The organism is Acidisoma sp. L85 (genome assembly GCF_009765865.1).
Lineage (GTDB): Bacteria > Pseudomonadota > Alphaproteobacteria > Acetobacterales > Acetobacteraceae > Acidisoma.
On sequence record NZ_LMUQ01000026.1, the window covers coordinates 142,377 to 168,781 of the forward strand.

The 26,405-nt window shown below is 66.0% G+C and carries 26 protein-coding genes; 22 read left to right on the forward strand and 4 right to left on the reverse strand.

The window, feature by feature from the left end:
- Positions 1-99: 99 nt before the first annotated feature.
- Positions 100-678, reverse strand: a complete 579-nt coding sequence (locus tag GSQ83_RS06595) for a YqaA family protein (protein ID WP_158802091.1) — start codon at positions 676-678, stop codon at positions 100-102.
- 157 nt (positions 679-835) lie between these two features.
- On the opposite strand from GSQ83_RS06595, the gene GSQ83_RS06600 reads away from it, so the two are divergent.
- Together GSQ83_RS06600 and GSQ83_RS06605 are read left to right on the forward strand one after the other, a co-directional pair.
- Positions 836-1,318, forward strand: a complete 483-nt coding sequence (locus GSQ83_RS06600) for a hypothetical protein (RefSeq protein WP_158802092.1) — start codon at positions 836-838, stop codon at positions 1,316-1,318.
- 28 nt (positions 1,319-1,346) lie between these two features.
- On the forward strand, positions 1,347-2,297 hold the full coding sequence (locus GSQ83_RS06605) for an SDR family oxidoreductase (protein WP_158802093.1): 951 nt from the start codon (positions 1,347-1,349) through the stop codon (positions 2,295-2,297).
- Here GSQ83_RS06605 and GSQ83_RS06610 read toward each other — a convergent pair.
- Positions 2,294-3,121, reverse strand: coding sequence for an SDR family NAD(P)-dependent oxidoreductase (locus GSQ83_RS06610; RefSeq protein ID WP_158802094.1), 828 nt, complete (start codon positions 3,119-3,121; stop codon positions 2,294-2,296). The genes GSQ83_RS06605 and GSQ83_RS06610 overlap by 4 nt on opposite strands.
- 104 nt (positions 3,122-3,225) lie before the next feature.
- On the reverse strand, positions 3,226-4,002 hold the full coding sequence (locus GSQ83_RS06615) for a glucose 1-dehydrogenase (protein ID WP_158802095.1): 777 nt from the start codon (positions 4,000-4,002) through the stop codon (positions 3,226-3,228).
- Between the two features lie 84 nt (positions 4,003-4,086).
- On the opposite strand from GSQ83_RS06615, the gene GSQ83_RS06620 reads away from it, so the two are divergent.
- Positions 4,087-4,656 carry a TetR/AcrR family transcriptional regulator gene (locus tag GSQ83_RS06620; protein WP_158802096.1) on the forward strand — a complete coding sequence of 190 codons (570 nt, stop codon included), beginning with the start codon at positions 4,087-4,089 and terminating at the stop codon, positions 4,654-4,656.
- Positions 4,657-4,857: 201 nt separating this feature from the next.
- Here the strand turns inward: GSQ83_RS06620 and map are convergent, their stop codons facing one another.
- Positions 4,858-5,658: a type I methionyl aminopeptidase gene (gene map / locus GSQ83_RS06625; RefSeq protein WP_158802097.1), complete on the reverse strand. Its 801-nt coding sequence runs from the start codon at positions 5,656-5,658 to the stop codon at positions 4,858-4,860.
- Positions 5,659-6,032: 374 nt separating this feature from the next.
- Between map and GSQ83_RS06630 the strand changes: the two genes are divergently transcribed.
- From GSQ83_RS06630 to GSQ83_RS06720, 19 genes are all read left to right on the forward strand, one after another.
- Positions 6,033-7,007 (forward strand): lytic transglycosylase domain-containing protein, encoded by a 975-nt coding sequence (locus GSQ83_RS06630; protein ID WP_158802098.1) that lies wholly within the window; start codon positions 6,033-6,035, stop codon positions 7,005-7,007.
- Complete coding sequence (locus GSQ83_RS06635; protein WP_254065562.1) at positions 7,007-7,888, forward strand: SPOR domain-containing protein; 882 nt, start codon at positions 7,007-7,009, stop codon at positions 7,886-7,888. The genes GSQ83_RS06630 and GSQ83_RS06635 overlap by 1 nt, the downstream gene beginning before the upstream one ends.
- A 28-nt stretch (positions 7,889-7,916) precedes the next feature.
- Positions 7,917-9,176 carry a D-alanyl-D-alanine carboxypeptidase family protein gene (locus GSQ83_RS06640; protein WP_158802100.1) on the forward strand — a complete coding sequence of 420 codons (1,260 nt, stop codon included), beginning with the start codon at positions 7,917-7,919 and terminating at the stop codon, positions 9,174-9,176.
- The gene (gene tmk / locus GSQ83_RS06645) at positions 9,169-9,828 is read left to right on the forward strand and encodes a dTMP kinase (protein ID WP_158802101.1); all 660 of its coding nucleotides are present in this window, start codon (positions 9,169-9,171) and stop codon (positions 9,826-9,828) included. The genes GSQ83_RS06640 and tmk overlap by 8 nt, the downstream gene beginning before the upstream one ends.
- Entirely contained in the window at positions 9,825-10,811 is a 987-nt protein-coding gene (locus tag GSQ83_RS06650; protein WP_158802102.1) for a DNA polymerase III subunit delta', read from the forward strand. Before tmk ends, GSQ83_RS06650 begins: the two co-directional genes overlap by 4 nt.
- Complete coding sequence (gene metG / locus GSQ83_RS06655) at positions 10,808-12,349, forward strand: methionine--tRNA ligase (protein ID WP_158802103.1); 1,542 nt, start codon at positions 10,808-10,810, stop codon at positions 12,347-12,349. The genes GSQ83_RS06650 and metG overlap by 4 nt, the downstream gene beginning before the upstream one ends.
- Before the next feature lie 670 nt (positions 12,350-13,019).
- Positions 13,020-13,835 (forward strand): TatD family hydrolase, encoded by an 816-nt coding sequence (locus tag GSQ83_RS06660; protein ID WP_254065528.1) that lies wholly within the window; start codon positions 13,020-13,022, stop codon positions 13,833-13,835.
- Complete coding sequence (locus tag GSQ83_RS06665; RefSeq protein ID WP_158802104.1) at positions 13,832-14,623, forward strand: MBL fold metallo-hydrolase; 792 nt, start codon at positions 13,832-13,834, stop codon at positions 14,621-14,623. Before GSQ83_RS06660 ends, GSQ83_RS06665 begins: the two co-directional genes overlap by 4 nt.
- Positions 14,624-14,717: 94 nt before the next feature.
- Entirely contained in the window at positions 14,718-15,026 is a 309-nt protein-coding gene (locus tag GSQ83_RS06670; RefSeq protein ID WP_158802105.1) for a hypothetical protein, read from the forward strand.
- Between the two features lie 60 nt (positions 15,027-15,086).
- Positions 15,087-15,455: a DUF779 domain-containing protein gene (locus GSQ83_RS06675; RefSeq protein WP_158802106.1), complete on the forward strand. Its 369-nt coding sequence runs from the start codon at positions 15,087-15,089 to the stop codon at positions 15,453-15,455.
- 101 nt (positions 15,456-15,556) lie between these two features.
- Positions 15,557-15,760, forward strand: a complete 204-nt coding sequence (locus tag GSQ83_RS06680) for a hypothetical protein (RefSeq protein WP_158802107.1) — start codon at positions 15,557-15,559, stop codon at positions 15,758-15,760.
- A gap of 32 nt (positions 15,761-15,792) precedes the next feature.
- Positions 15,793-16,311 carry a chemotaxis protein CheW gene (locus GSQ83_RS06685; RefSeq protein WP_158802108.1) on the forward strand — a complete coding sequence of 173 codons (519 nt, stop codon included), beginning with the start codon at positions 15,793-15,795 and terminating at the stop codon, positions 16,309-16,311.
- Positions 16,301-17,689 (forward strand): protein-glutamate O-methyltransferase CheR, encoded by a 1,389-nt coding sequence (locus GSQ83_RS06690; protein ID WP_158802109.1) that lies wholly within the window; start codon positions 16,301-16,303, stop codon positions 17,687-17,689. Before GSQ83_RS06685 ends, GSQ83_RS06690 begins: the two co-directional genes overlap by 11 nt.
- Entirely contained in the window at positions 17,686-18,225 is a 540-nt protein-coding gene (locus tag GSQ83_RS06695) for a chemotaxis protein CheW (RefSeq protein WP_158802110.1), read from the forward strand. Before GSQ83_RS06690 ends, GSQ83_RS06695 begins: the two co-directional genes overlap by 4 nt.
- Before the next feature lie 6 nt (positions 18,226-18,231).
- Positions 18,232-19,896 (forward strand): methyl-accepting chemotaxis protein, encoded by a 1,665-nt coding sequence (locus tag GSQ83_RS06700; RefSeq protein ID WP_158802111.1) that lies wholly within the window; start codon positions 18,232-18,234, stop codon positions 19,894-19,896.
- 86 nt (positions 19,897-19,982) lie between these two features.
- A complete protein-coding gene (locus GSQ83_RS06705; protein WP_158802112.1) occupies positions 19,983-22,076 on the forward strand; it encodes a response regulator in 2,094 nt (697 codons plus the stop codon).
- Entirely contained in the window at positions 22,073-23,158 is a 1,086-nt protein-coding gene (gene cheB / locus GSQ83_RS06710) for a chemotaxis-specific protein-glutamate methyltransferase CheB (protein ID WP_254065529.1), read from the forward strand. Before GSQ83_RS06705 ends, cheB begins: the two co-directional genes overlap by 4 nt.
- Entirely contained in the window at positions 23,155-24,873 is a 1,719-nt protein-coding gene (locus GSQ83_RS06715; protein WP_158802113.1) for a response regulator, read from the forward strand. Before cheB ends, GSQ83_RS06715 begins: the two co-directional genes overlap by 4 nt.
- Positions 24,870-26,336: an ATP-binding protein gene (locus GSQ83_RS06720; RefSeq protein ID WP_158802114.1), complete on the forward strand. Its 1,467-nt coding sequence runs from the start codon at positions 24,870-24,872 to the stop codon at positions 26,334-26,336. Before GSQ83_RS06715 ends, GSQ83_RS06720 begins: the two co-directional genes overlap by 4 nt.
- Positions 26,337-26,405 lie beyond the last annotated feature (69 nt).

The following is a 26,405-nucleotide window of genomic DNA, read 5'->3' on the forward strand; positions in this document are numbered from 1 at the left end:
GCCGCGCCTTTCTGTCTCGCGCGCAGTATGGCGCAGTCCGGTGGCGATGCCGATCCTTTGTTACAATGGGTCGCTGATGGTGGCGACGCCCGATCGCCGCTACAGGTAAATCAGGACGATGAACCCGCCCACGATGCCGGCGGCGACCAGGCTGGTGACGAGCATCAGGCGCTTCTCGATGAAGTCCCGCGCGGCCGTGCCAAACAGGCGGAGCAATAGCGCGACCAGGAAGAAGCGAAGGCCACGTGTAACGAAGCTTGCCGCCATGAACTGCCAGAAGCTGAACTTGGCGGCGCCTGCCGCGATCGTGACGATCTTATACGGGATCGGCGTCAGGCCCTTGATGAGGATGAGCGCCACGCCGTAGCGCGCGAACTTCGCCTGGAAGGTCTCGAAGGCATGTTCCATGTGGTAAAAGTGGATCACCGGTTGAGCGAGCCGGTTGAACAGGAAGTCACCGATCGCATAGCCCAGCGCGCCCCCGCAGACGCTGGCGACGGTGCAGATGAGCGCATAGCGCCAGACGCGATCGCGCCGCGCGAGACACATCGCGGCCAGCAATGGATCCGGCGGGATCGGGAAAAAACTCGCTTCCGCGAAGGCGACCGCGGCGAGTGCCCAGGCGGCGAGGGGATGCCCCGCCAAGGCGAGGATGCGGTCGTATAGGCGTCTCAGCATGCGTGCATTCCTGGTTCGGGCGCGCGACGCCCTGACACCGCGGGAGGACTTGCCACGCTGCGCCCGGCCGTTCAACAGATTGGAGCGACTTCCGCCCCGGGGCGGGATCGCTCATACTCGGCCGCCCCGCCGACAGCTTTCCCGTCATGAGGTTACCATGTCTTGTGCCCACTCGCGCTCCCTGGCCGCCTACGCATTTCTGGCGGGCATGCTGGGCGCTTCCTTGCTCCCTTCGTATGCCCAGGCCGCCGAACAGCCGCCGCATGCCTGGCTCTACGGCAATTGGGCTGGCGGCCTCTATCCCGCGCCGCCGGACATGACGGCCGCGGAATGCAATGCCCACCCGACCTTCATCGTGACCCAGGATGCGGTTCTGCATGCGACGCTGACGGAGCCCGGCTATGTGCAGAATCTGATCGCAAGCGTGCGCGGCACGCCGCAGGGCACCGTCTTCACCCTCGCGCCGTCAGCAGACGCGGCCGCTGCCTCGGCCAACGCGCTGCCCGGCGCGACCGCGGAGAGTGACTATGGATGCGCGGACAGCAATATCCTACGCGTCGTGAAGAGCGGCGCGACCTCGATCGCTTTCCCCGGCTGCGCCGCCTTCCCGAGCCCGCTTGTCCGCTGCCCCGCAAAGTAACACCTGGCCCCGCCAAACGGGTTCTCGCATGACACCCGGCGCCCCTCGGGTCGTCGTCATCACCGGTGGCTCCTCCGGCATCGGACGCTGCGCGGCGACGCTCTTCGCACGGCGCGGCTGGCGGGTCGGGCTGATCGCCCGTGGCGCGCTGGGCCTCGCCGCCGCGGCGGCTGAGGTCACCGCCGCCGGTGGCGTGGCGGCCACCGCCGTCGCGGATGTCACCGACAGCGCCGCCCTCGGCAACGCCGCGGACGATCTTGCGGCGACCCTCGGGCCGATCGACGCCTGGGTGAATTGCGCCGGCAACGGCGTCTATGGCCGCTTCCTCGACGTGCCGGAAGATCAGTTTCGCCAGGTGACCGAGGTGACCTATCTCGGCGCGGTCAATGGCACGCGGATCGCGTTGCTCGCCATGCAGCCGCGCAATCGCGGCACCATCGTCAATGTCTGTTCGGGCGTCGCCTTTCACGGCCTGCCGCTGATGACGTCCTATTCCGGCGCCAAGGCCGCGCTGCGCGGCTTCGCCCAGGCGCTGCGGGTCGAGCTCGCGATCGAGCACAGCCGCATCCGGCTCAGCGCGGTCTTCCCGCCGGCGATCAACACGCCGTTCTTCAGCCATGCTGCGAGCCATATGGGCTGGCCGGCGAGACCGGTGCCACCGGTCTATCAGCCGGAAGTCGCGGCCGAGGGGGTCTATCTCGCCGCCACCACTGGCCGCGCCGAGGTCATCGTGAGCGGCACCATGTCGCTGTTTTCGCTACTGACCCGTGCGGCGCCGGTCTGGACCGGGTTCATCGTGCGGCGCCTCGGGATCGAGGGAAATCTCACGCGCGATCCGGCGGCTCTGCGGTTGCAGGAGTGCACATTGTTCGCGCCCTCGGTGATCCCAGGCGGCATGCACGGCCCCTTCGGCCACCGGGCGCGCCGCTGGAGCATGCAGATGGCGCTGCAGAAGCTGCGCGCCCGGATCGTGTCCTAGGTTCCTATCAACCTCTCCGTTGCCGCAACCACCCTTGCCATCAGCGCCGCATCGCGCGTGACCGGGTTCGCCGCCGCGGCCTTGCTGCGCTTGAGGTAAAGCCCGGTCTTGCCCTCCAATTCGGGAGCGATGCAGGCGAAGAGAGGCGTCTCGGCACCTTTCTCCTCGGTAAGCGCGAAATTGCCGAGCAAGCGCCAAGCGAGGCCAGTCACGCCACGCTCCCGCACCAGCCCCGTCGCGACCAGACCGGGATGCACGACATTGACGGAGATACCGCTGCCTTTCAGGCGCTGCGCGGTATCCAGACTCACCATCAGCAACGCGATCTTGGATTGGCGATAGGCGCGGACCCGGTTCCATCCCCGCGTCAATTCGAGGTTGTCCGGATCGATCACACCGCGATCTGCCGTCGAGGAGCCGACATTGACGACGCGCGCCGCGCCTGATGTCCGCAGCACCGGCAGCAACGCCTCAGTCAGCACGAAGGGCGAGAGGTGGTTCGTCGCGAGGACCCGTTCATGCCCCTCGGCCGTGACTTGCCGCGTCCCGAGAAAGGCGCCCGCGTTGTTGACCAGGCAATCGAGGGGCCGGCCCTCCGCCAGCACCTCCTCGGCAAAGGCGCGCGTGGCGGCGAGGGAGGATAGGTCGATGAGGCGAAGCCGGGTCTCGCTGCCGGGGGCGCGGGCGGTAACCCATTTCTGCGCCGCCTCGCCTCGCGCGGAGTCACGCCCAACCAGCGTTACCCGGTAGCCGGCCTGGGCGAGGCCGCCCGCGATCCAGCGGCCGATGCCGCTGGTCGCACCGGTCACGATGGCGGTTTTCATCGGTTTCGCCGCTCGGCGGGGTCGGGCATCGGATGCTCCTCGGCCGTCATCCGGCCGTCCCGTGAGTTTAGAGCGGCGACCTCATCAACCGCCAGGGTCCGCGCTCACGCCGCGCGGAAGAGGGGCGAACCCCAGGGATTCTGTGTCGCGCCACCATCGACGACGATCTCGCTGCCCTGGATGTAGAGGGACTCATCCGAGGCCAGGAACAGCGCCGCCTGCGCCAGCTCCGTCGCTTCGCCCATGCGGGCAAGCGGGATACCGGCCGACATGCGCGCATCGAGCGCGGCCATCGCGGCCTCGCTGCCGGCACGACTGTCCCAGATCGGGGTCCGCGTCGCGCCTGGCGTCACCTGGTTCACACGGATGCGGCGGGGCGACAGTTCGGAGGCGAGGTTCCGCGTCATCGCCCGCACCCCGGCTTTCGAGGCGGCATAGGCCGAGGAGCCTGGAATGCCGAGCACCGCATGCACCGAGCCGTTGAGGATGATCGAACCGCCATCCCGGAAATGCGGCAGCGCGGCCTGGATGGTGAAGAAGACGCCGGTGAGGTTGATCCGGATGATCTCCTCAAAGGCTGCGAGAGTCGTCTGGCCGAGCGGCGTGGCGCCGGGAATGCCGGCATTGGCAAAGAGGATGTCGAGCCCGCCGAGGCGCTCCGCGGCTTGATTGATGGCGCTCTCCGTCGCCGCGACATCCCCGACATCGGCGCGCACGGCAAAGGCGTTGGACCCGAGTTCGGCGGCCACCTCATCGAGCGTCTTCTGGTTGCGGCCGGTAATGGCGACCCGCGCACCCTCGGCGATGAAGAGCCGGGCGGTCGCGAGCCCGATGCCGCTATTGCCGCCGGTAATCAGGGCCGTCTTGTTCGTGAGCCGCATGGGATCCTCCTTTGGATTGCGTGCAACCTGGATTATGACCATAATCCAGGTTGGTCAATCAGCGGCGCTATCGAGGTTTTGCATATGGGTCATTCAAGGGCACAGAAGGCCGCGACGCATGATCGCCTGGTCTCGATCGCGGCGCGCCGTTTTCGCGAGCAGGGGCTGGAGGGATTAAGCGTCGCCGACCTCATGAATGAGGCCGAACTGACGGTCGGCGGCTTCTACAAACACTTCGACAGCCGCGAGGCGCTGGTGCGGGAAGCAATGGGCGTCGCGATGGCGGAGAGCGAGGCGCGCGTCGAGGCACGGGAGAGCCTGGCCGAGGGGATCGACGCCTACCTGAGCCCGGGGCATCGGGACAATCCGGGCGATGGCTGCCCGATTGCCGCATTGTCCTGCGATGTTGGCCGCGCCGTTGCCGAAACGCGCACGCTGTTCACCGAACGGATCGAGCGACGTCTGCGGTCACTCGAGATAGGCGTCACGGCGCCGGAGGGCATGGCGAAGCGCGATGGCGCGATTGTCACCCTGAGCACATTGGTCGGTGCCCTCACCCTGGCGCGCGCGGTTTCCGATGATGGGCTGTCAGAGGAGATCCTCGAAACCGCGAGGGTATTCCTGCGCGAAACCTTCGCCGCGGATCAGGGCTAAGGCGTCACGATCAGGTGTTGAACCGCGACCCAATGCTCCGTCATGGCACCGAAGGCGGGGCGGCCCCCACGCGCCATCCACGCCTTGCCTTTGTCACGCGAGCGAGGGCGTGGATGTTCGGCCTTCGCCGAGCATGACATGGTGGCTTAAGCGTGCGTGGTGGAACGAGGACGGCTCAAACCAAAGACAGCTTGCCCAAGATCAAACGTAAGGCGGTTTGGTCATCCCGGCCGGGGAGAGCGTGAAGATCTCGCAGCCGGTCTCCGTCACGCCGATCATATGTTCGAACTGCGCCGAGAGGCTGCGGTCGCGGGTCACGGCAGTCCAGCCGTCGTCGAGGATCTTCACCTCGTGTCGGCCGGCATTGACCATGGGCTCGATGGTGAAGACCATGCCCGACCGAAGCGTCAGCCCTTCATGGGGGCGGCCATAATGCAGCACGTTTGGCGGCTCGTGGAAGCGGCGGCCGATGCCGTGGCCGCAGAAATCACGCACCACGCTAAGGCGCTGCGGCTCGACATAGCTCTGAATCGCGTGGCCGATGTCGCCCAGCGTGGCGCCCGGCTTTACGGCGCGAACACCCCGCATCATCGCCTCATAGGTCACGTCGATGAGCCGCTTCGCCCGCGTGCTCGCCGAGCCCGCGATGTACATGCGGCTGGTGTCGCCGTAATAGCCGTCGAGGATCGCGGTGATGTCGATATTGAGGATATCGCCATCCTCCAGCCGCCGCTCGCCCGGTATGCCGTGGCAGACGACATGGTTGATCGAGGTGCAGATCGATTTCGGATAGCCGCGATAGTTCAGCGTCGCAGGGACGGCTTCGCGCTCCACCATGAAGTCGTGGCAGAGCGTGTTCAGGGCTTCAGTCGTAACGCCGGGAACGACATGTTCGGCGATCATGTCCAGCGCCTCGGCGGCCAGCCGCCCGGCCAGCCGCATGCCGGCGAAAGCCTCGGGGCTGTAGAGAGTGATGCGCCGTGAGTCCGTCTCGCCGTCCATAGTCCGATTCTCCGTCTCCGCTCCGTCAGGCGGTCTCCCAAAATGCGCGGCGGCTGGCCGACACACAAGTGCGTTGACGCGGGGCGGCGTCGCGTCCCGTGTTTGCGGGGCGGGGTCTTGAAATTGGCGGTGCCGCTGAACCGCGATCCCAAAATATCCGCCGTGGCACGCGAAGGCGTGCGGGCCACCTCGTGCCATCCGCGCCTTGCCTTCGAGGAACGAGGAAGGCGTGGATGCCCGGCCTTCGCCGAGCATGACGTGATGGAGTGGGCACCTGCACCCAGAGATATCCTTAGCTCCCATCTTTCAACAATCGCGAAGTGCGACTCGGCATGCCGGTTGCTCCGTGGCCCCGGCTCTGGCAGACAGCCCCCATGCACCGCCGCCGGATTCTTACCCTGCTCTCAGCCGCAGGCGCGGCCTCCCTGGTAGGCATTTCGCGCGCCGACGCGGCTGGAGCGTTTCAGGATTATCTCGTCTCAGTCGATCGCCAGGCGATGGCCGCCGGGATCAGCTACGCGACCCGGCGCGCGACACTTTACGGGCTGCAACCTAACGAGAAGTGCATAGAGCTCATCAACAGGCAGCCGGAATTCACCCAGACCTGGGCGCAATATGCGGCGGCGCGGCTTTCCGCGACGCGCGTGGCCAACGGGCGGCAGAATTACGCGGCGGCGAGCGGCTTGCTTGCCGCGATTCGCGGCCGTTTCAATGTCGATCCGGGCGTCATCATGGGCATCTGGGGACTCGAGACGAATTACGGCCAGAACACCGGCGGTTTCTCGGTGGTGCAGGCGCTGGCGACACTCGGCTGGGCCAGCCATCGTGGCGCCTATTTCCGCTCCGAGCTGATCGCGGCCCTGCATATCCTCGACCGCGGCGCCATCTCGCCGCAGGGCATGACCGGCAGCTACGCGGGTGCGATGGGCCAGCCGCAATTCATGCCGAGCGTCTATCTGAAGCTCGCGGTGGACTACGAAGGGCAGGGGCGTCCGAATATCTGGACGAGCACGCCCGACAGCCTCGCCTCGATCGCCAATTATCTGAGGAAATCGGGCTGGCATGCCGGCGAGCCCTGGGGCGAGCAGGTGGTGCTCGGTCCGAATATCCAGCCGGCCGGCATCGATCCCGATCAGGCGCAGCCGCTCGGCTCGTGGCTCAGCATGGGGGTCCGCCGCTTGCCACGTGCGCCGGCGGCTTATGCGTCGCTCCCCGCGCGCCTCATTCTGCCGGATGGCGTCGGCGGCGACAGCTACCTGGTCTATCCCAACTTCAAGGTCATCCGCCGGTATAACCCCTCCGATTTCTACGCCCTATCGGTCGGCCTGCTGGGCGACATCGTTACGTGATGAAAGCGGGCGCCGCGCTGGCGCTGCTGCTCGGGATGATCGGCTGCGCGCATCAGCCGTCGGTCGAGGCACCAGGTCCAAGCTACGTCATCGGCCAGGGCTACGAGGCACGCGGCGTGTGGCACTATCCGCGCGAGGATTTCGGCTATGACCGCACCGGCCTCGCCTCGGTCTATGGCGACGATGCGCCGGATCTAACGACCGATGGCGAGGCTTACGACCCCAATGCCATGGCCGGCGCCAGCCAGATCCTGCAGCTTCCCGTCATCGTGCAAGTGACCAACCTTCAGACCGGGCGGCAGCTTCTTCTGCGGCTCAATGACCGTGGTCCAGAGGATCCTGGCCGCATCATCGCGGTGACGCCGAAGGCCGCTCGCCTGCTCGGGATTCCGGAAGACGGCGCGGCGGAAGTCCGGGTGACGGTCCAGCAGGGACCAAGCGAGGCGCTCGCCGACCATCTTGGCGCCGGGATCAAGATCGCGGCAGCGCCCGTGGAGAGCTTCCAGGCGGCCAGCCTTGCGCCTCCGCCGGGGGTTGCCTCCGGTGGCGGCCTGTCCATCGGCGAAACCGACCAATCGAGCGGCGGTCTCCTCGCGCCGCCGCCTCCGCCGCTGAGCCTGCCGGTCACGTTGACACAAGTTCCGCCCGAGCCTGGCGGGATCTATGTCCAGAACGGTTCCTTCGGCCGCCGCTACGATGCCTCGCGCATGGCCGCGCGACTGGCGGGGCTGGGGAATGCCCAAGTGATCGTCTTCACCGGCGAGGGACGGACCCTGTACGCAGTCCAGTCAGGCCCCTATCCCGCCGTCGCGCAGGCGGACCAGGCACTCGCCGCCACGCTGCAGGCCGGCGGCGTCGACGCGACCATCACCGTGCGCTAAGCCGCGCCGCCACGAACGGGATCGTCCCATGCATACGCGCCGCCTCTGGCTCGCTTCCGCCGCCGCACTCGCCACTGTCGCCGCTGCCCCAGCCTGGGCGAAGCGTAAACATTCGGCCATGGTCGGTGGCACTTCGGGCAACGCTTCCGGCGATGAGGGGGGACCGACCACCAACGGCGCCGCCGGTGTCTCGACGCCCGCGACCACGCCGATCGGACCGCTCGATACGGTGGCGAGCGAAGCCATCATCATCGACGTGAACACCGGCGCGGTGCTGCTGGAGAAAAGCCCGGACACGCCGAGCCCGCCATCCTCGCTGACCAAGCTGATGACGATCTACATCACCTTCCAGCACCTTAAGGAAGGCAAGCTCCGTCTCGACCAGACCTTCCTGGTCAGCGAGCACGCCTGGCACATGGGCGGCTCCCGGATGTTCATCCAGGTCGGCACCAATATCTCGATCGAGGATCTCATCCGCGGCGTCTTCGTCGATTCCGGTAATGACGCGGCGGTGGCGCTGGCCGAGGGCATCGCCGGTTCCGAGGATTCCTTCGCCGCGATGATGAACGAGCAGGCCAAGAAGCTCGGCCTGACCGCGTCGCATTTCGTCAATGCCTCGGGCTGGCCGGCGGATGGCCATGTCATGTCGGCGCGGGACATCGCGACGCTAAGCGTCGCCATTCTCCGCGATTTTCCGGATTATTATCATTACGCCGGCGAGCAGACCTTCACCTACAACAAGATTAGCCAGCCCAACCGCAACCCGCTGGTCACCGCCGGTCTGGGCGACGGGCTGAAGACTGGTCACACGGAGGAGGGCGGCTATTCGCTCGCCGGCACGACAAAGCGCAACGACCGCCGGGTACTGGTCGTGCTCAATGGCCTGCCGAGCTGGAACAGCCGGGTCACGGAATCCAAGCGGCTGATGGATTGGGCTTTCAACAACTTCGAGGACGTGCCGCTGTTTACCGCCGGTCAGCAGGTGGTTCTCGCCCCGGTGTGGCTGGGCGAGACCCGCACCGTTGGGCTCACCGTCGATAAGCCGGCGGTGGTTACGCTGCCGCAGGGCTGGCGGAACTCCGCGAAGATCGCGGTGGACTACGCGGCACCCGTGCCCGCGCCGATCCTGCGCGGCCAGAAGATCGGCCAGCTCAGCCTGAGCGGTCCGGGCATCCCAAGCGGGCAGGGATCGGCCACGGCGGCGCTGGTCGCGATGGTCGATGTGCCTCGTCTCGGGCTGCCGGGCCGCGCCCTCGAACGCGCCAAGCATTTCGTGACCGGTGCCTGAGACCGAGCCTCTCCGCCCCGAAGATCCGGTTCCGTGCGGCCGCTTCATCACGTTCGAGGGCGGCGAGGGCAGCGGCAAGTCCACCCAGGCCCGGCTGTTGGCGGCCACGCTGGATCTAGACGGCTTCCCCGTGGCCATCACGCGCGAGCCCGGCGGGTCGCCGGGGGCCGAGGCGCTGCGTGCCCTTCTGCTGGGCGGCGAGCCGCCCTTTGCGCCGCTTGCCGAGGCCATGCTGCATTTCGCCGCCCGCGCGGATCATGTGGCGACGCTGATCCGGCCACGGCTTTTCGAGGGTCGGCATGTCGTCTGCGACCGCTATACGGACTCCACGCTGGCCTATCAGGGCCATGTGCTCGGTGCAGGTATCGCCGCTGTCGAGGCCCTCACGGCGCTCATCGCTCTCCCGCCCGATCTGACCTTCGTGCTCGATCTCCCAGCCGAGCAAGCGATGCGGCGGCTGGTCCGGCGCGGCGGCGGGCTGGACCGCTACGAAGCCCTCGGCCTGCCCTTCTTTACCGCCGTAGCGGAGGCGTTTCGCGCCATCGCCGCTGCCTGTCCCGAGCGCTGTGTGCTGGTTCCCGCTGACCGGCCGGTGAAGACGCTGCAACTGGAGATCCGCGCATTGCTGCGTGAGCGCCTCGGTGTCGGATGAGCGCGCCCGCGCCCCGTGCCAATCCCGACCTCATCGGGCAGGAAACGGCTGAGCGAGCGCTCGTCGAGGCGCGCGCGGCGGGACGGCTGCATCACGCCTGGCTCCTCACGGGCACCGAGGGAATTGGCAAGGCGACGCTGGCCTATCGCTTCGCCCGCTTTCTGCTCGCGCGTGGAACTGCCGGAGCCAGTCTCAAGGTCGATCCCGCCGACCCAGTGTTCCGCCGCGTCGCGGCCGGAACTCATGCCGATCTCATGACCGTCGAGCGCGGCATGGACGACAAGCGCAAGCGAATGCGGCAGGAGATCGTCGTCGATGAGGTGCGGGAAGTGTCGCGTTTCCTGCGGCTGACGCCGGGTGAGGGCGGCTGGCGGATCGTCATTGTCGATGGCGCCGAGGATATGAATCCCAATGCCGCGAACGCGCTGTTGAAGCTGCTGGAGGAGCCGCCGCAAGGGGCGATGATGCTCCTCACCTGCCACGCGCCGGGGCGATTGCCAGCTACCATCCGCAGCCGGTGCCGCCGATTGCGGCTCTCACCGCTCGCGGACAGTGAGACAGAAATCCTACTGTCGCGCTATTTGCCTGACATGCCCTCGCCCGACCGGAGCCGTCTCGCACGGCTCGCCGAAGGCTCCCCTGGCCGCGCTTTGGCCCTGGCGGAAGGTGACGGGCCCGCGATGGCGGAACGTGTCGCGCGGATCCTGGCTGCACCCCCCGCCGCGGCCGCCGCTTTGGCGGTGGCGGACGAGATCGGGCGCGACGAGGAAGCCTTCACGCTGTTCATGGATATGCTGCGTCAAGTCGTATCCGCCGAAGTGCGCCAGGGGGCGCGCAGCGGCGCAGGCGCCGCGCCGCGTTCCCTTGAACGGTGGGGTGGGGTATGGCAGGGCCTCACGCGGTTGCAGGAGGAGACGGAACGTTTCAGCCTCGACCGTCGCCAGGCGGTTCTCGCAGGGCTGAGCTTGATGGCAGAGCAATGACCGAAACATTCTACGTCACGACGCCGATCTATTATGTCAACGGCGCGCCCCATATCGGCCACGCCTATACCTCGATCGCCGCCGATGTCGTGGCGCGGTGGAAACGCCTTCAGGGCCGCGACGTCTTTTTCCTGACGGGCACGGACGAGCACGGCCAGAAGGTCGAGAAGGCGGCGCAGGATGCCGGCCTCGAGCCGCAGGCTTTCACCGACCGTATCGCCGCCGAGTTCGAAGCCATGGCCGCGACCTGCGGCATTTCGAACGACGATTTCATCCGCACCACGGAGCCTCGGCACAAGGCGGCCTGCGCGGCACTCTGGTCCAAGCTGGTGGAATCCGGCGATATCTATCTCGGGCATTACGAAGGCTGGTACGCCGTCCGCGACGAAGCCTTCTATGCCGAGGACGAGCTTGCAACGAACGTCCATGGCGTTCGGGTGGCACCGACGGGCGCTCCGGTGGAATGGGTGCGCGAACCTTCCTATTTCTTCCGCCTCTCCGCCTGGCAAGACCGGCTGCTCGCCTTCTACGAGGCGCATCCGGATTTCATCGCGCCGCATGCCCAGCATCGTGAGGTGCTGAGCTTCGTGCGCGGCGGCCTCAACGACCTCTCCGTCAGCCGCACCAGCTTCCGCTGGGGCGTCGAGGTGCCGGGCGACCCTGACCATGTCATGTATGTCTGGCTCGACGCGCTGACCAACTACATCACCGCCGCCGGCTACCCGGATGAAAGCGCCGAGCGTTGGCGCTTCTGGCCCGCTAATCTGCACATGGTCGGCAAGGACATCATCCGCTTCCACGCCGTCTACTGGCCAGCTTTCCTCATGGCGGCCGGCCTGCCCGTGACGCACCGCGTTTCGGCCAATGGCTGGTGGACTGTGGAGGGCGAGAAGATGAGCAAGTCGATCGGCAATGTGATCGAGCCGGCCGCGCTTATCGCGGAGTTCGGGCTCGATCCTGTTCGCTTTTTTTTCCTCCGCGAAATGCCTTACGGAAATGATGGAGATTTCAGCCGCAAGGCGCTGATCTCACGGCTTAATATTGACCTGGCGAATGACCTAGGCAACCTCGCCCAGCGCAGTCTCTCGATGATCGCGCGCAACTGCGGCGGACGCCTGCCGTCCATGCCCGGCGCGCCCGCCCATGCCGATCAGGCGATCCTCGATCATGCGAGAGACCTGGTGACGCTGGTGGGCACCGCGATCGATCGCCAGGCCTTCCACGAGGCGCTGGAGGAGGTCTGGCGCGTTATCCGCGCCGGCAACGGCTATATCGACCACCAGGCACCCTGGGCGCTCAAGAAGATCGACGAGACCCGCATGGGCGAGGTATTGCGCGTGTTGGCCGAGGTCATCCGCATCGTGGCGACCGTGCTGCAACCCTTCATGCCCGAAAGCATGGGGCGGATGCTCGACCAGCTCGGTGTTCAGCCTGACGCGCGCAGCCTTGCGGTTCTCGCCCTGCCGATGGCGGACGGCACTCTGCTCCCACCACCGCACGGCATCTTTCCACGTTTTGTGGCGGAAGCGGTTTGTTGACCCGCCGGCCTTGAACTTTCCTCCAGCAGGATCGCTTCTGCCGCAATGCCCGGCTTAAGCCCCTGGCCGTAGACCATAAAACGCGTAGTGCCCCTGTTGGTATTTTACGAATGGCAGTTGCAAGTTGGCCGCCTCGGCTTGACTGAATAGTTTCGTTATTCGTGCATGAAAATTGTTGTAGGCTTGATTGCGAAATGTCGCTCTGCCGGTCTCGTTTATATCGCACGCTTCCATCAACTCCCGTAGCGTGAAGCGGTTATCGGGCCGACGTCTGAATAGCGGCATAACTCCGGCCAAAAGCTGGATTGAGTGCGCACTCAGGAGGGGGGGCTGCGGGTCCTGCGGGAGCAGCTGCACAGGATGCGGCACAGGATAGTGAACGACGGGTCCCAGGACCGGCGCGCGACCGAAGGGGGTCGGCACGTAAGAGACGGGCTGTGGCGCAGGTAGATCACCGTTCCAAACCGCCCCGTTACTCATCTCATCCCTTTGCCCCTTGGGCGGATCCGGGACGAACGGCGGAACGACCTCATTTCCCCTTCCCGGTGACATGTCGTAAGAGCCGACACCGCCGGATCAGTCGTGTCCGCGGATGGCTTGGTTGGTCATGAGATACCTCCTGTGAGAGGTTCTTCTGGCGCCGACATCGTAAAGGTACTGTTATCGCCCGATGGACGTTATGATGCCGGATCGGCCGCCCCTACTGATCGATTCACACTGCCACCTCGACTACTTCAAGCCTGAGGAATTTCCCGACGTCATCGCGCGCGCTCGCGCGGCCGGCGTTGGCGAGATGGTCTCGATCGGCACCAGCCTCGCTCAATCGCGACGCATCCTCGATTTGGTGGCGGGGCATCCTGGCCTGTGGTGCAGCGTCGGCATCCACCCGCAGCACGCCCATGAGGAGCCCATCCCGGAACCCGCTGATCTTGTGGCAATGACGCGCCACCCGAAGGTGGTTGGCATCGGCGAGACCGGGCTGGACTACTTTTACGAAACCGCGCCGCATGAGGTGCAGCAAGCCGGCTTCCGCGCCCATATCCGCGCGGCCCGTGACGCTGGTGTCGCGGTCGCCATCCATGCTCGGGACGCCGATGCCGATATCGCGAAAATCCTGCAAGAAGAGCGTACTGCCGGGGGTCCCTTCGATTTCCTCTTACATTGCTTCAGCTCCGGCCGGGCGCTCGCCGAGACTGCCATCAAGTTGGGAGGCTATGTGAGCTTCTCCGGCATTCTGACCTTCCCGAAATCCATCGAACTGCGGGAGATCGCCCGCGACATGCCGCCCGACCGCATCCTCGTCGAAACCGATGCGCCTTACCTCGCCCCGGCGCCCAAGCGCGGCAAGCGCAACGAACCCGCCTGGGTGGCCCATACCGCCGCGACTCTGGCGGAGGTACGCGGCCTGACGGCTGAGGCCCTGGCGGCGCTGACCACCGCGAATTTCCGGCGGCTCTATCCGAAGACCCAGGGCGTCCAGGCGTGAGGGCCGTCGTGCTGGGATGCGGCGGCTCGGCCGGGGTGCCAATGGTCGGCGGTGCCGATGGGCGAGGGGATTGGGGCGCCTGCGACCCGTCCGAACGCCGCAACCGGCGGACCCGCGCGAGCATCATCCTCGAAGGCGACGACGGCCGGCGCATCCTGATCGACACCGGGCCCGACATGCGGAACCAGCTCATCGACAATGCGATCCCGCAGGTCGATGCGGTGCTGATCACCCATGCCCACGCCGATCACATCACCGGCCTCGACGACCTGCGGATTCTCAACCGCATCATCAACCAGCCCATGCCTCTGCGCACGGACGCCGCGACCATGGAGGCGCTACGGCTACGCTTCGATTACGCTTTCCTGCCCTGGCGGCCGCCGAGCTTCATTCGCCCGGCCCTGGAACCCGAGATCATCACGCCGGGTGACCGCATCACGCTTGCCGGCATGTCGATCGAGGTTTTCAACCAGGACCACGGCTTCTCGACCTCGCTCGGTCTGCGCATCGGGCGCTTCGCCTATTGCACAGATGTCGTCGCGCTCGATGACGCCGCCTGGCGAGCGTTGGAGGGGGTGGAGACCTGGCTGGTGGATTGCTTCCAGCGCGACCCGCATCGGACTCATGCCTGGCCCGCGCTGATTGAGGAATGGGTCGCCAAGCTGGGACCGAAACGCACGATTCTCACCCATATGGGAAACGACATGGATTGGGGCTGGATGATGCGCAACCTGCCGCTGGGCATAGAGCCGGCCTATGACGGCATGGAAATCGCCATCGCGCGGTAGAGCCTCCGCCGAGGGGCACCAAATCGACATCGAATCCCGCCCGAAAACGCGCTTCGCACTATGCCGCGATGTCGCGGGCGGGTAGACTGAGCCCGTGATCGCAACACGTATCCTCGCAGTGCTCGCGGCGGCCTTTCTGGTCGCTGCTTTTGCCGTGGCCACCATCTGGCCGCCGGATATGTCGCTCGCCGCCCTGATCGGGATGGTGGATACGACGTGGCTTCCCGTGGCCCAGTCCTTCGTCCGGCGCGCTTTGTCGCCCTGGATTTGGGACCAGGTCGCTGTGCCCGTGCTGCAGCGGCCCGGCTGGCTGGTTCCCACAGCCATCGGCCTAGTGCTCTTCGGCGGCGCTGTCAGCCTCTCCGGTCCCAGGGGCAGCCGCACCCGCCGCTGGCGCAGCTGAGCGGGTCCGTTGTAGTGCGGGCGATACGCGCCATGAACTTCCGGGATCAGAGGTGACGCCATGGACGTAACACCGCTTCGCGTGACAGCGACGCCAGCCGCTTTGGACCTCATCTCGACCCTGCAAAGCGAATACGGGCCGGTGCTGTTCCACCAGTCAGGGGGGTGCTGCGACGGTTCCTCGCCGATGTGCTACCCGGTGAGTGACTTCATGATCGGTGACTCCGATGTTCAGCTCGGAGAGATCGGCGACGCGGCCTTCTATATGAGCCGGTCGCAATTCGACTACTGGAAGCATACCCAGATCATCATCGATCTCGTGCCAGGCAAAGGCGGCATGTTCTCGCTGGAGAATGGCCGCGGCGTGCGCTTCCTTACCCGTTCGCGCATCTATTCCGACGAAGAATACGCGCAGTTAGCGCCGGTCTGACCGTATAGCGGCGAAGCGTCTCGCGTTGCATTCGGCCGTCCCGGATTTACATGTTGTACCACAGGCATGATTGCCGTGGGGCAACCCGGGAGGAGACCAACATGACCGCAACGCCCAAGGGTAAAGCAGGCGCCCCAAAGACAGGCGAGGCCAAGCCCGTGCCGAACCCGCCGCAAAGCAAGCAAGACGACCACGCGGCCAAGCACGGTGTTCCGGAGGAGATGGGCCAAGGCGATGAGCCGAAGGGCCATCCCACCAGCGATCGTTTCCAGACCGAGACCGCTTCGGAGAAGCCGCAAAAGTAGGATCAGCGTGGAGACCCCGGACGTACCGAGCGATGAGTGACGGTTCGGCCAGCTTCCTGATGCTCGCGGTCGGCAGTGCCACGCTTGCGCTCGCCCTTACCGATATCGCGGAGGTTCTTCCCACGCCGCGTCTCGCGCCTGTTACCTCGATGCCTTTCGTCGTGCGCGGGGTCTTCATGCTCGGCGGCAAACCCAAGGTGGTCATCGATCTGGCGCGCCTGCTCGATCTCGCGGAAATTGACCAGAACGGCTTGTTCCATCACCACATCCTTTTGCCGAGGAATGCCGAGGACGTCGCTGACGCGGCAATTCTCGTTCGCCGCGCCACGGGCACGCGCACGGGAGTGATTTGCCCGCAGCCAGAGGAGGAAAGCTTCAACGGCTGCGTCGCCGCGAACGTCTCATTCGGCGACGATCTGATACCGCTGCTGTCGCTCGCGCGATTGCTGACGGCGTTGGAGCGGCAGCGTCTTGGCGAGTTTTCCCAGCGAGCGGCGGCCCGTGCATCCGGCTGGCCGTCCGCGCTGGATGAGAGCGCGGATGAAGGCTGAAGAAGCGGCTTATAAGCGGCTGAAGCAGGCGGTCGTTGCCCACACTGGACACCATTACTACGACGACAAGGACGCTTTGCTGCGAAAGCGGCTCGACGAGCGGGCGCGCGAAGTCGGTGCTCCCAACCTTGCTGGTTATGAAACGGTGCTCGCGGACCCTGTGACCGGGGATGCCGAGTGGCGGGCGCTCGAAGCCGTAGTCACCGTCGGCGAGACCTTCTTTTTCCGCCACAGCGAGCAATTCGCTGTCTTGCGGGACACGATCCTTCCAAACCTCCTGAACGCCGCAACGAACCGTCGCCGGCTACGCATCTGGAGCGCCGGCTGCTCCACCGGTGCGGAACCTTATTCGCTTGCGATCCTGATCGAGCGGCTGCTCGGCGATGCCTTGCCCACATGGCGCGTGGACATCATCGGAACGGACATCAACGAGCAGGCGCTCGTCAATGCGCGCAAGGGCCGTTACAGCGCCTGGAGCTTGCGCGGGATGACCGATGTGGAACGTGCGCGCGATTTTGACGCTGACATTAGGCCCAGCGCATGGCGGCTGCATGAGCGGCACCGGCCAAGGGTCGAGTTCCGCCGCCACAACCTGCTCGATCTGCTGCCCGAGCCGCCGGCGGAGTGGAGAGGCTTCGACCTTATCCTTTGCCGCAACGTGTTGATTTACTTCGGCGCCCATCAGGCGGCGCCGATGCTTTCAGCCTTGGGGCAATGCCTCTCGTCGGGTGGCTGGCTTATGATCGGATATTCTGATGCCCTGGCCGACATACCGCCGGAGCTTGACGTCGTCCAAATCGAGGCCACTCGGGTCTTCAGGCCGCGGGGCGTGACGAAACTCGCCGAGGTCCCAGCCGCTCTGCCCGAGCCTCCGGCGCCGGAATCCCACCGGCTTCCGCCGCGTCACGCACCGAGGCCGGCTGAGGCGCCGCAGCCTCGCGTGATCGCCTCGGCGCGCGCCGAGGATCGTGATCTGGACCGGATCAGAACTTTGGCTGACACCGGACGGCTGGAGGAGGCGGCGCTACGCTGTGCCGGGGCCTTGCAGGCCCACCCGCTCGACCATCGGCTCCATTACTACGACGCGCTGCTCGCCCAAGCGGCCAGCGACCGAACCCGCGCGGAAGCGGCGTTGCGCCGTGCGATCTACCTCAGCAATGACATGGTGATGGCGCATTACCATCTCGGCCTCCTGCTGCTTCAGGGCGGCGCGGCCGAGAGTGGCCGAAGGGTTATGAGCGTCGTCACGGAGCTTTGTCGCGCGGTGCCCGAGGACACGGTCTTGGAGGAAGGTGACGGCCTCCGCGCCGGCGACCTGCTCGCACGTGCGGTCTTGGCAGTCGAACCGGCGATGGTCGATCAGGCGTCGCAGCCGTGAGCACAATACCGGCCCCTGACATGGGACAGCGGTCGTGGGAAGGCCGCGTGCTCGACGAACGCAGCCGGCGTCTGGCTGTGCGCGGCCTCAGCCAATCCGATCGGACGGCCGCCAGGGTCCACAGCCTCCTGGTATGGGAGGAAGGGAGTGAGCTGTATGGCATTCGTCCCGAGGAGGTCCGAGCCGTCCTGCCCTATGCCCGCTGCATGCCGATTATCAGCCGGCAGCCCTCCTGCATTGGCGTCTTGGGCTGGATGGGTGCCGTCTACAGCGTGATCGACAGCGCGCGCCTGTTTCAAGCATCGAGCGAGCATCCGAGCGACGGGCATCTGCTCCTGCTCACCCATGAGAAGCCGTGTATTGGACTGCGGGTGCCCCAGGTGTTGGGTCTGATTTCCACCGCGCTTGGCAGTGACGAAGCCTCCGCTCTTGTCGCCGAGGGGGCGCATGAACTTTCGGGCCGTCCGGTCATGCCTATCGATACTGCCTTCCTCGCCGCGCGCTTGGGCCTGCCTGTCCCAATCCTTGGAGCCTAGACGATTGTGACCATCGCCACGCGCCTGCTTCTTGGTTTTGGGGTCAGCATCCTTCTGCTGGTAGGCATCGGGCTTTTCAGCCTTTGGGAGATTTCCAGCGTCCGCTATGCGACTGAGACGATCGTCGCACGCGACCTCGCCGCCTACCGCGCTCTGGGTCAGATCGCCGAGAGTCAGTCCAACATGAACGAGTCCCGCCGGGCCGCGGTGCTCGAGGCCATGATGCATCCTTCATCCGCAGTCGCCATCCATGCGGTCGCGACGCGGTGGGACGCCCAGGCGGACACGACGGAATCCCTGCTCGACCAGGCGATCACCACCACCGCGACCTACGAGCAAACCGCCCTCGACCCTGGCCGCCGATCCGCCTGGCAACAAACCGCCGAGCTCCTGCGGCAGGCACGGCTCCGCCTCCAGTCGCTCCGGGCTGGTTCGGACAAGCAATTCGACGATCTCGCGCGGAATGATGCGGCCGGGGTCATGGCTGTCGAACCGAGCTTGATCTCACTGCGAGCGGACTTCGTCGTCACGCTGCGGCAGGCCGAGGATGCGCTCAACGTCGGCGTTGAGGCCGGGCAGCGGAGGATCGAGCTCATTTACAATACGAGCCGGACTTCGCTGATTGTCGCCGCAGCCGGCGCGGCCCTGCTGTGTCTGTTGATGACCTTCCTCATCCAGCGCTCGATCGTCCGGCCATTGGCGCGCTACGTGCGTTTCGCTGAGGTGGTGGGACAGGGCGATCTCACGACGCCGCCCACACGCGCGGGGCATGATGAGCTGGGCCGCCTCGGCGGAACGCTCAACGCGATGGTGACTGGGCTGCGGCAGTTGGCGGTGCAGACGCGCGATGTGACGCGCAACCTCAACGCCGCTGCCGCCGAAATCCGCGCCTCCACGCAGGAACAGGCGGCTAGCGTCGAGCAGCAACTTGCGGCGATCCAGGAGACGGCGGCGACCGCCGATGAAATCACCCATTCCGGCACCCGCATCGCGCGCCGCGCCGAGGAGGTGATCGTCGCGGCTGAGGCCGCCACCCAGCGGAGCGCCAGCGGACTGCAGGCGGTGGTCGAGACCGCGCGCGCGATGGAACTCATTCGCGACCAGGGCGGCATGGTCGCGGGCAATATCGTGGCGCTCAGCGAGAAGACCCAGGCGATCGGCGACATCATCATGGTCGTCAACGACATCGCGGAGCGCTCGCATTTGCTCGCCCTCAATGCGGCGATCGAGGCCGCCGCGGCTGGTGAAAAGGGCCGCAGCTTCGCGGTGGTCGCCTCCGAGATGAAGATCCTGGCGGATCAGGCGAAGGAGGCGACGGTGCAGGTGCGCTCCATCCTCGGCGAAATCCAGCGCGGCATAAACACTTCGGTGATGCTGGCCGAGGAGCAGGTCAAGCGCGTCGCCTCCGGTAAGGAGCGTACTGACCTCACGCATCGCGCGATCGAGGAAATCACCGGCAGCGTGCGGGAGAGCGTGCAGACCTTCCAGCAGATCGTTGCCTCCACCAACCAACAGCAGATCGGTGTGGAGCAGGTGATGACGGCACTGCAAAGCATCCGCCAGGCGAGCCAGCAGACTGCCGCCGGGACCCGGCAACTGGACTCTGCCGCGGGCAATCTCACCGAGTTGTCGCACCAGCTCGTGGCCCTCGCGGACCGCTACCGGGTGTGAGGCAGCAGAGGGATGAAGCCCGGCATTGATCTCTGGCTTTTGCAGAGCATTGCGGTGGTGTTTGCGTTGGAAAGCGGCGCGGTGCGGTGAAGGATATCCAAACAGAGCTGCTCGCCGCCTTTGATGCGGAATATCGCGAGCATTTGGCGGTCGTGCGGCACGGTCTCGACATTGCCCGAAGCGGGCAGCCCCCGGATCTTAAGGATATGTTTCGGCGCATTCATTCGCTGAAGGGCGCGGCCCGTGCCGTCGGCCGGCCCGAGGTCGAACATCGCGCGCATGATCTCGAAGCTCTACTTGCCGCGCTGCTCGATGGCGAAACCCGTCTCGATGAAGGAGCAGCCTCGGCAATCGAAGATGCGCTGGACGCAATCGCGCAAGTCGCCGCCGCTGTGCCCGACATCAAAGCCGAACCCGAGAGCGTGGACACGGCCGCCGCCTCGATCGATCTCCTCCGCATCAATGGCGCGCGCCTCGCGGCCGTCGGTACCAACGCGCAGCAAGTCGCGCGGGCTGCCGAGCGACACGAGCATCTCGAAGAGCGGCTCGACGCGATCGCCCGCTCGACGCGCCGGGCGACGCAGCTGCTGACTCCCTTGTTGCGTGCGGCGTCTCCGTCACCCACGCTGCTCCACCTCGCGCAGGAACTTCGGCAATCGGCGCGGCAGGTGACGGAGGCACGGCGGCAGTATCAGGACACCGCCTGGGCACTGGACCAATCCGTCTCGACGCTGCTTGGCGGCATCGAGGCGCTCAGTCTCGTCACCGCCGAAACCGTCTTCGGAAATCCAGCGCGGATGCTGCGCGACCTGGCCCAGGAGGAGGGTGTCGAGGTCGCACCAATCGTCGAGGGTCTGGATCTGCAGGCGGATCGCAGGGTGTTGCAGGCGCTCAAGGATCCCGTGATCCAGCTACTGCGGAACGCCGTCAGTCATGGTGCCGAGGTGCCGCCACGCCGCCGCGCGCGCGGGCGTCCGGACGCGGCTGAGATCGGCCTCGCTTTTGTCCGCGACGCTGATCGGCTGCGCGTGACCGTGACCGATGACGGGCCGGGCCCCGACCTCACGGCAATCCGCAGGCGCGCCGTGAACGCCGGCCTCATTTCGACGGAAGCCGCGGCCAGCGCCAGCCGCGAGACTATCCTCTCCTTCGTCTTCGAGGCGGGCTTCTCGACCCGCGCGGATGCGGATGCTTTGGCCGGGCGCGGCCTCGGCCTCTCCATCGTCGCCGAGGCGGCGCGTGCGCTGCGAGGAACCGCGAGCCTCCTGCCGCGCGCCGGCGGCGGAACGGTCGTCGAGATCAACGTCCCGTTGTCGGTGGCGCGTGAATCGGTGCTGCTGCTCGACTGCGGTGTCGGCTATGTCGTCGGCCTGCCCAGCCTCGCGGTGGAACGGCTCGTTCGCCTCCCCGCGTCCCGCATCGAGCGTCGGGCCGGTCATCCCGTGTTGCGGCCAGACCCTGACAGCGCGGACGCCATTCCGCTGATCGCGCTTCGCCGATTGCTCGGCCTCGGCGGTGAGGAATTGCCGATGCCGGAAGGCAGCCTGCTGTTGGTGCAGCTACGCAAGACCGGCGGAGGGTCTTTGGCGATCGTGGTCGACGCTCTGAGGGACGTGCGCTCGATGCTCGTGCATGCCGCGGAGGTCGTCGGCCTCGACACCGAACTCGTACAGGGCTTCGTGTTTCTGGAGCAGGAGCGGCCAGCGATGCTGCTGTCACCCCCTGGCCTGCTCGCGCGCTGGCAACGCCTCGTGGAACATGGCCCGCAAGTGGCGGCTCAGGCGGAGGTGCAGGCCGGCCCAAGGCCGGCCGCCCGCCGGACGATCCTGGTGGTCGATGACTCGATCACCACGCGGACTCTCGAAAAGAGCATCTTGGAAGCGAATGGCTATCACGTTCTTGTCGCGGTCGACGGGATAGAGGGATTGGAGGTTCTGCGATCGGATGCCGTGGTTGACATGGTGCTGGCCGATATCGAAATGCCCCGCATGGATGGCTTCGCCCTGCTGGAAGCGATGAGGAAGGATTCGGCTCTGGCCGCGATCCCCGTCATTGTCATGACCTCGCGCGCCGCCGCCGCTGATATCCGTCGTGGCCTCGATCTCGGCGCCAACGCCTATATAGCTAAACAGAGCTTCGACCAGCGCGACCTGCTGCAAACCATCGGCAGGCTGTTATGAGCGGCGGCGCGCCGGCCTTGGGCAAGCCGGTGAGGGTGATGATCGTCGAGGATTCGCCCGTCGTGCAGGCGCTATTGCGCCACATCATTGCCGCTGATCCTCGCCTTGAGCTGGTCGCCACCCTGTCCTCAGCGGAGGACGCATTGGCGGCTCTGCCGCTTGTCAGGCCCGATGTCATCTCGATGGATATCCGACTTCCAGGCATGGATGGGCTGGAGGCGACGCGGCTCATCATGACGCGTCAGCCTACACCGATCGTGGTGATCGCCGACGCGGTTGCGGACCTTTCTCTGATGATCTCGATGAACGCCCTGCGGGCAGGGGCGCTGGCCGTGGTCGAGAAGCCCGCAGGCTTCAGCCATCACGGCCATAACACGATCGCCGAGACCATTCGCACACAGCTTTTTATCATGAGTCAGGTGCCCGTCATCCGGCAGCGCGCGTTCCGACCTTCCGGCTCTACCAGAGCGTCTCGGTTGCCGCCGGGCGGCCAGGCAGGCCTCGTGCGGCCGAGGATAGTGGCCATCGTCGCATCGACGGGGGGACCGAGCGCGCTTGCCCGTTTGCTGAGCGCATTGCCGGTTGATTTCCCGCTTCCCGTTCTCGTCGTGCAGCATATGGGCACGCCGTTTCTCGCGGGCTTCGCCGCCTGGCTCGACAGCCTCGTCCCGCTCAAGGTGCGGATCGCCGTCGATGGTGAAGTGGCTGAACCCTCCATGGTCTATGTCGCGCCCGGCGACAGCCACCTGCGCCTCACACACGACGCCCGCCTTCGGCTGACGCTAGAGGGACCGGTCGCGGGACAGAGGCCATCGGGCACGGTTTTGTTCCGCTCGCTCGCCGAGGCGGCGGGGGCCGCTTCGCTCGGTGTGCTGCTTACTGGAATGGGCGAGGATGGCGCCGAGGGCTTGCTGGCGATGCGGCGGGCGGGGGCCACCACTTTGACGGAGGATGAGAGCACAGCGGTGGTCTTTGGCATGCCGCAGGCGGCGGTCCGCCTGGGTGCCTCCGCCCTCAGTCTGCCGCTCGACAGTATCGCCGGCGAGATGCTGCGGCTGACCGCCGGCCGCGACGGCCAATGACTAGCCCCGCCATGCGCGTGCCCCATCTGCTGGTCGTCGAGGATTCCGAAACCCAGGCGCTCGCCATCCGCCGCATGTTGGAAGCAGCCGGCTTCACCGTGGATCGCGCTGGCTCGGCGGAAGCGGCGCTCGATCAACTCAGCCGGCGCCTCCCCGATCTGGTCGTCGCCGATTATCATCTGCCGGGAATGAACGGCGGCGAGCTGTCGCGGCAGATCAGACTCGATACCCGAACGAGGTCGCTGCCGCTCCTCATGCTCACCAATGCCTCGGAGCGGGAAACCGAGCGGGACGGGCTGGAGAGCGGCGCCGACGCTTATATCTCCAAGACCGCCGACCACGATCTCATGATCCTGCGCATCCGCGCGCTGCTGCGGCAGCGGCCCACGGTCGCAACGATGGAGGAGACTGACGGCAGCGCGGCCCCGCTTCGCCGCATCCATGTGCTGCTGCTCGACGATCCAGGCCTGTCCCGCGACAACGTGGCGGAGCTGCTGACCCGGGATGGCTATCGCATCGACGCCTTGGACGATGCCACGGCGGCACTGGACCGATTGCGGGACACCGGGCGACCGATCGACTGCGTGCTCGTTGGGCTGCGCGCCTCAGGCTTTGACGGCATCGAGGCCTGTCGTCGCATCAACGCGCTACGTGAGCGCGCGGCGGAGGTTACGGCCGACGCGGCTGCGTTCCTCATCATCGGCATGGAGCGCGCCGAGGGCGGCGGCCGCGATCTGTTGGCGCGCGCTTTCGATGCGGGGGTCGACGAGTGCATCCCGGCGCAGCCCGATCCCGGCGTCATGCGCGTGCGTATCCGAGCGGTCGTGCGCCGCAAGCTACTGCAGGACGACGCCCGCCGCAGCGTGGCCGAGCAGCGCGAGCACGCGCTGACCGAGCAGCGCGCCCGCATGACGGTCGCGCTTACGCAAGCAAATCACGACCTCGAACAAGCCAACCAGAAACTGCGGGACACTCAGGCGAAGCTGGTGCAGGCGGCCAAGATGGCGTCGCTGGGCGAGCTGGTGGCCGGCATCGCCCATGAGATCAACAATCCACTCGCCTTCATCTTGGCGCATCAGCACACCGTCGAGCGTCTACTCGGCCAGGTCGAACCCGAAGCCGCCGAGAATGCACGGGTCGCCCGCACGATCGCCAAGGCGCGCGACCGGACCCAGGCAATGGGCACCGGACTGAAGCGCATACAGGACATTATTCTTAGCCTCCGGCGCTTCTCGCGCATGGATAGCGGCGGCTTCCAGCATGTCGATATCCCGGCGGGTCTCGACACCGTGCTGTTCCTGCTCGGCCCGAAACTCGGGGAGCGGATCGAGGTCACCCGGCATTATGAGGGTCCGCCGTCGCTGTGGTGCTCGCCGGCGCTGCTGAACCAGGTGGTGATGAATATCGTGAGCAATGCGGCGGATGCGATCGAGGGGAAAGGTTACATCGACATCTCCACCAAGGCCGACGAAGAATGGTATGAGATCGCCGTGGGTGACTCAGGGCCAGGCATCCCAGACGAAATTAGGAACCGGGTCTTCGAACCATTCTTCACGACCAAGGCAATAGGCTCGGGAACCGGCCTCGGCCTCGCCATCGCCTATAACGTGATCCAGTCGCATCAAGGGACCCTCGCTATCGAAACCTCGATTTACGGAGGTGCTGCCTTCATCATTCGTGTGCCGTTAGTTCCCCTAACATCGGTAAGCGCATGAGCGCCGAATCTCGCGGCATGATTCTCCTCGTCGATGACGAGCCCGAGATCCTGACCGCCCTCCGCGATTTGCTCGAAGACGAATATGACGTCTGGGCCGCAAACTCGCCGCAGGCCGCGTTGGAGATACTCCTTCAGGAGCCGGCGATTTCCGTCATCGTTTCCGATCAGCGGATGCCCGGAATGACCGGCGACGTGCTGCTCGCCAAGGCGCGCGGGATTTCGGACGCGGAGTCGATATTGCTCACGGGCTATGCGGATCTCGACGCCGTGGTGAATGCGATCAACCTCGGCGGCATCTCGGGCTATGCACAAAAGCCTTGGGAGCCGGTGCTGCTGCTGAGCGTGATCGCCAATGCGCATGCGCAATGCCATTTGCGCCGCGCGTTGACGACCGAACAGGCGTTGCTGCGCGGCTTGATGGAAGGAAGCGAGGACGGCGTCTCCTTCAAGGATCGCGAGGGGCGCTTCGTGCGACTGAACGCCGCCAAAGCGTCGGCACTCGGCGGCGTCGCGGAGGATTGGATCGGCCGCCGCGAAATCGGCGAAACCGCCGAGGCGGATGACGTCGTGTTGTCCCTAGGACGCAATTCTCAGACGACCGAAGAACTGCCGATGCCGGAGGGCCCGCGCCTCTGGCAGGTAACGCGGGTTCCGGTACGGGCGGGGGATGGCAGGATCACCCACCTCGCGCGGCTCGAACATGACATCACCGATCGGCGGCGGATGGAGGCCCGGCTGCATCAGGCGGAAAAGATGCAGGCGCTTGGCACGATGGCGGGCGGCGTCGCGCATGACTTCAACAACCTTCTGACCGCGATCCTGGGCAGCCTCGAATTGGCGGTGCGTCGCGTGACTGGAGACGAACGCGTGGAGCGGCTGTTGCGCAACGCCACATTGGCGGCGGAGCGCGGCACGTCCCTCACGCAGCGTCTTCTGAGCTTCAGCCGTCAACGGGATCTGGCACCTCGGTCGGTGGATGCCAATGCGCTGATCAGGCAGATGCAGGATCTTATACTGCGCAGTATTGGCGATGGTATCGAGATCGAGGAGGCGCTTGCGGCGGATCTTTGGCCGGCGCATGTCGATCCCGACCAGCTCGAACTCGCCGTGCTCAACCTCTGTATCAATGCGCGCGACGCCATGCCCGCCGGTGGCCGCATCACCCTCGCCACGCGGAACCTTGGCGCCGTGGAGGAGGGGCTCGACCTTGTGCCGGGCGACTATGTGGTGGTGTCGGTCAGCGATACGGGAACCGGTATCCCGCCCGAAGTGCTGAGCCGTGTGTTCGAGCCTTTCTTCACGACGAAACCGATCGGCAAGGGCACCGGGCTCGGCCTATCCATGGTTTACGGGCTGGCGCAGCAAGCGGGCGGCGTCGCCCGCGTCACCAGCGCGACGGGACAGGGCACGACGGTCGAGATGCTGCTCCGCCGCTCCCACGAACCGCCAGAAGGGCGATGAAGGCCGCCGCGTCGTCGGTTGCGGTCTTGGTGGCTACTATCGTCGTGCTCGGCGAAGGCCGAGCATCCA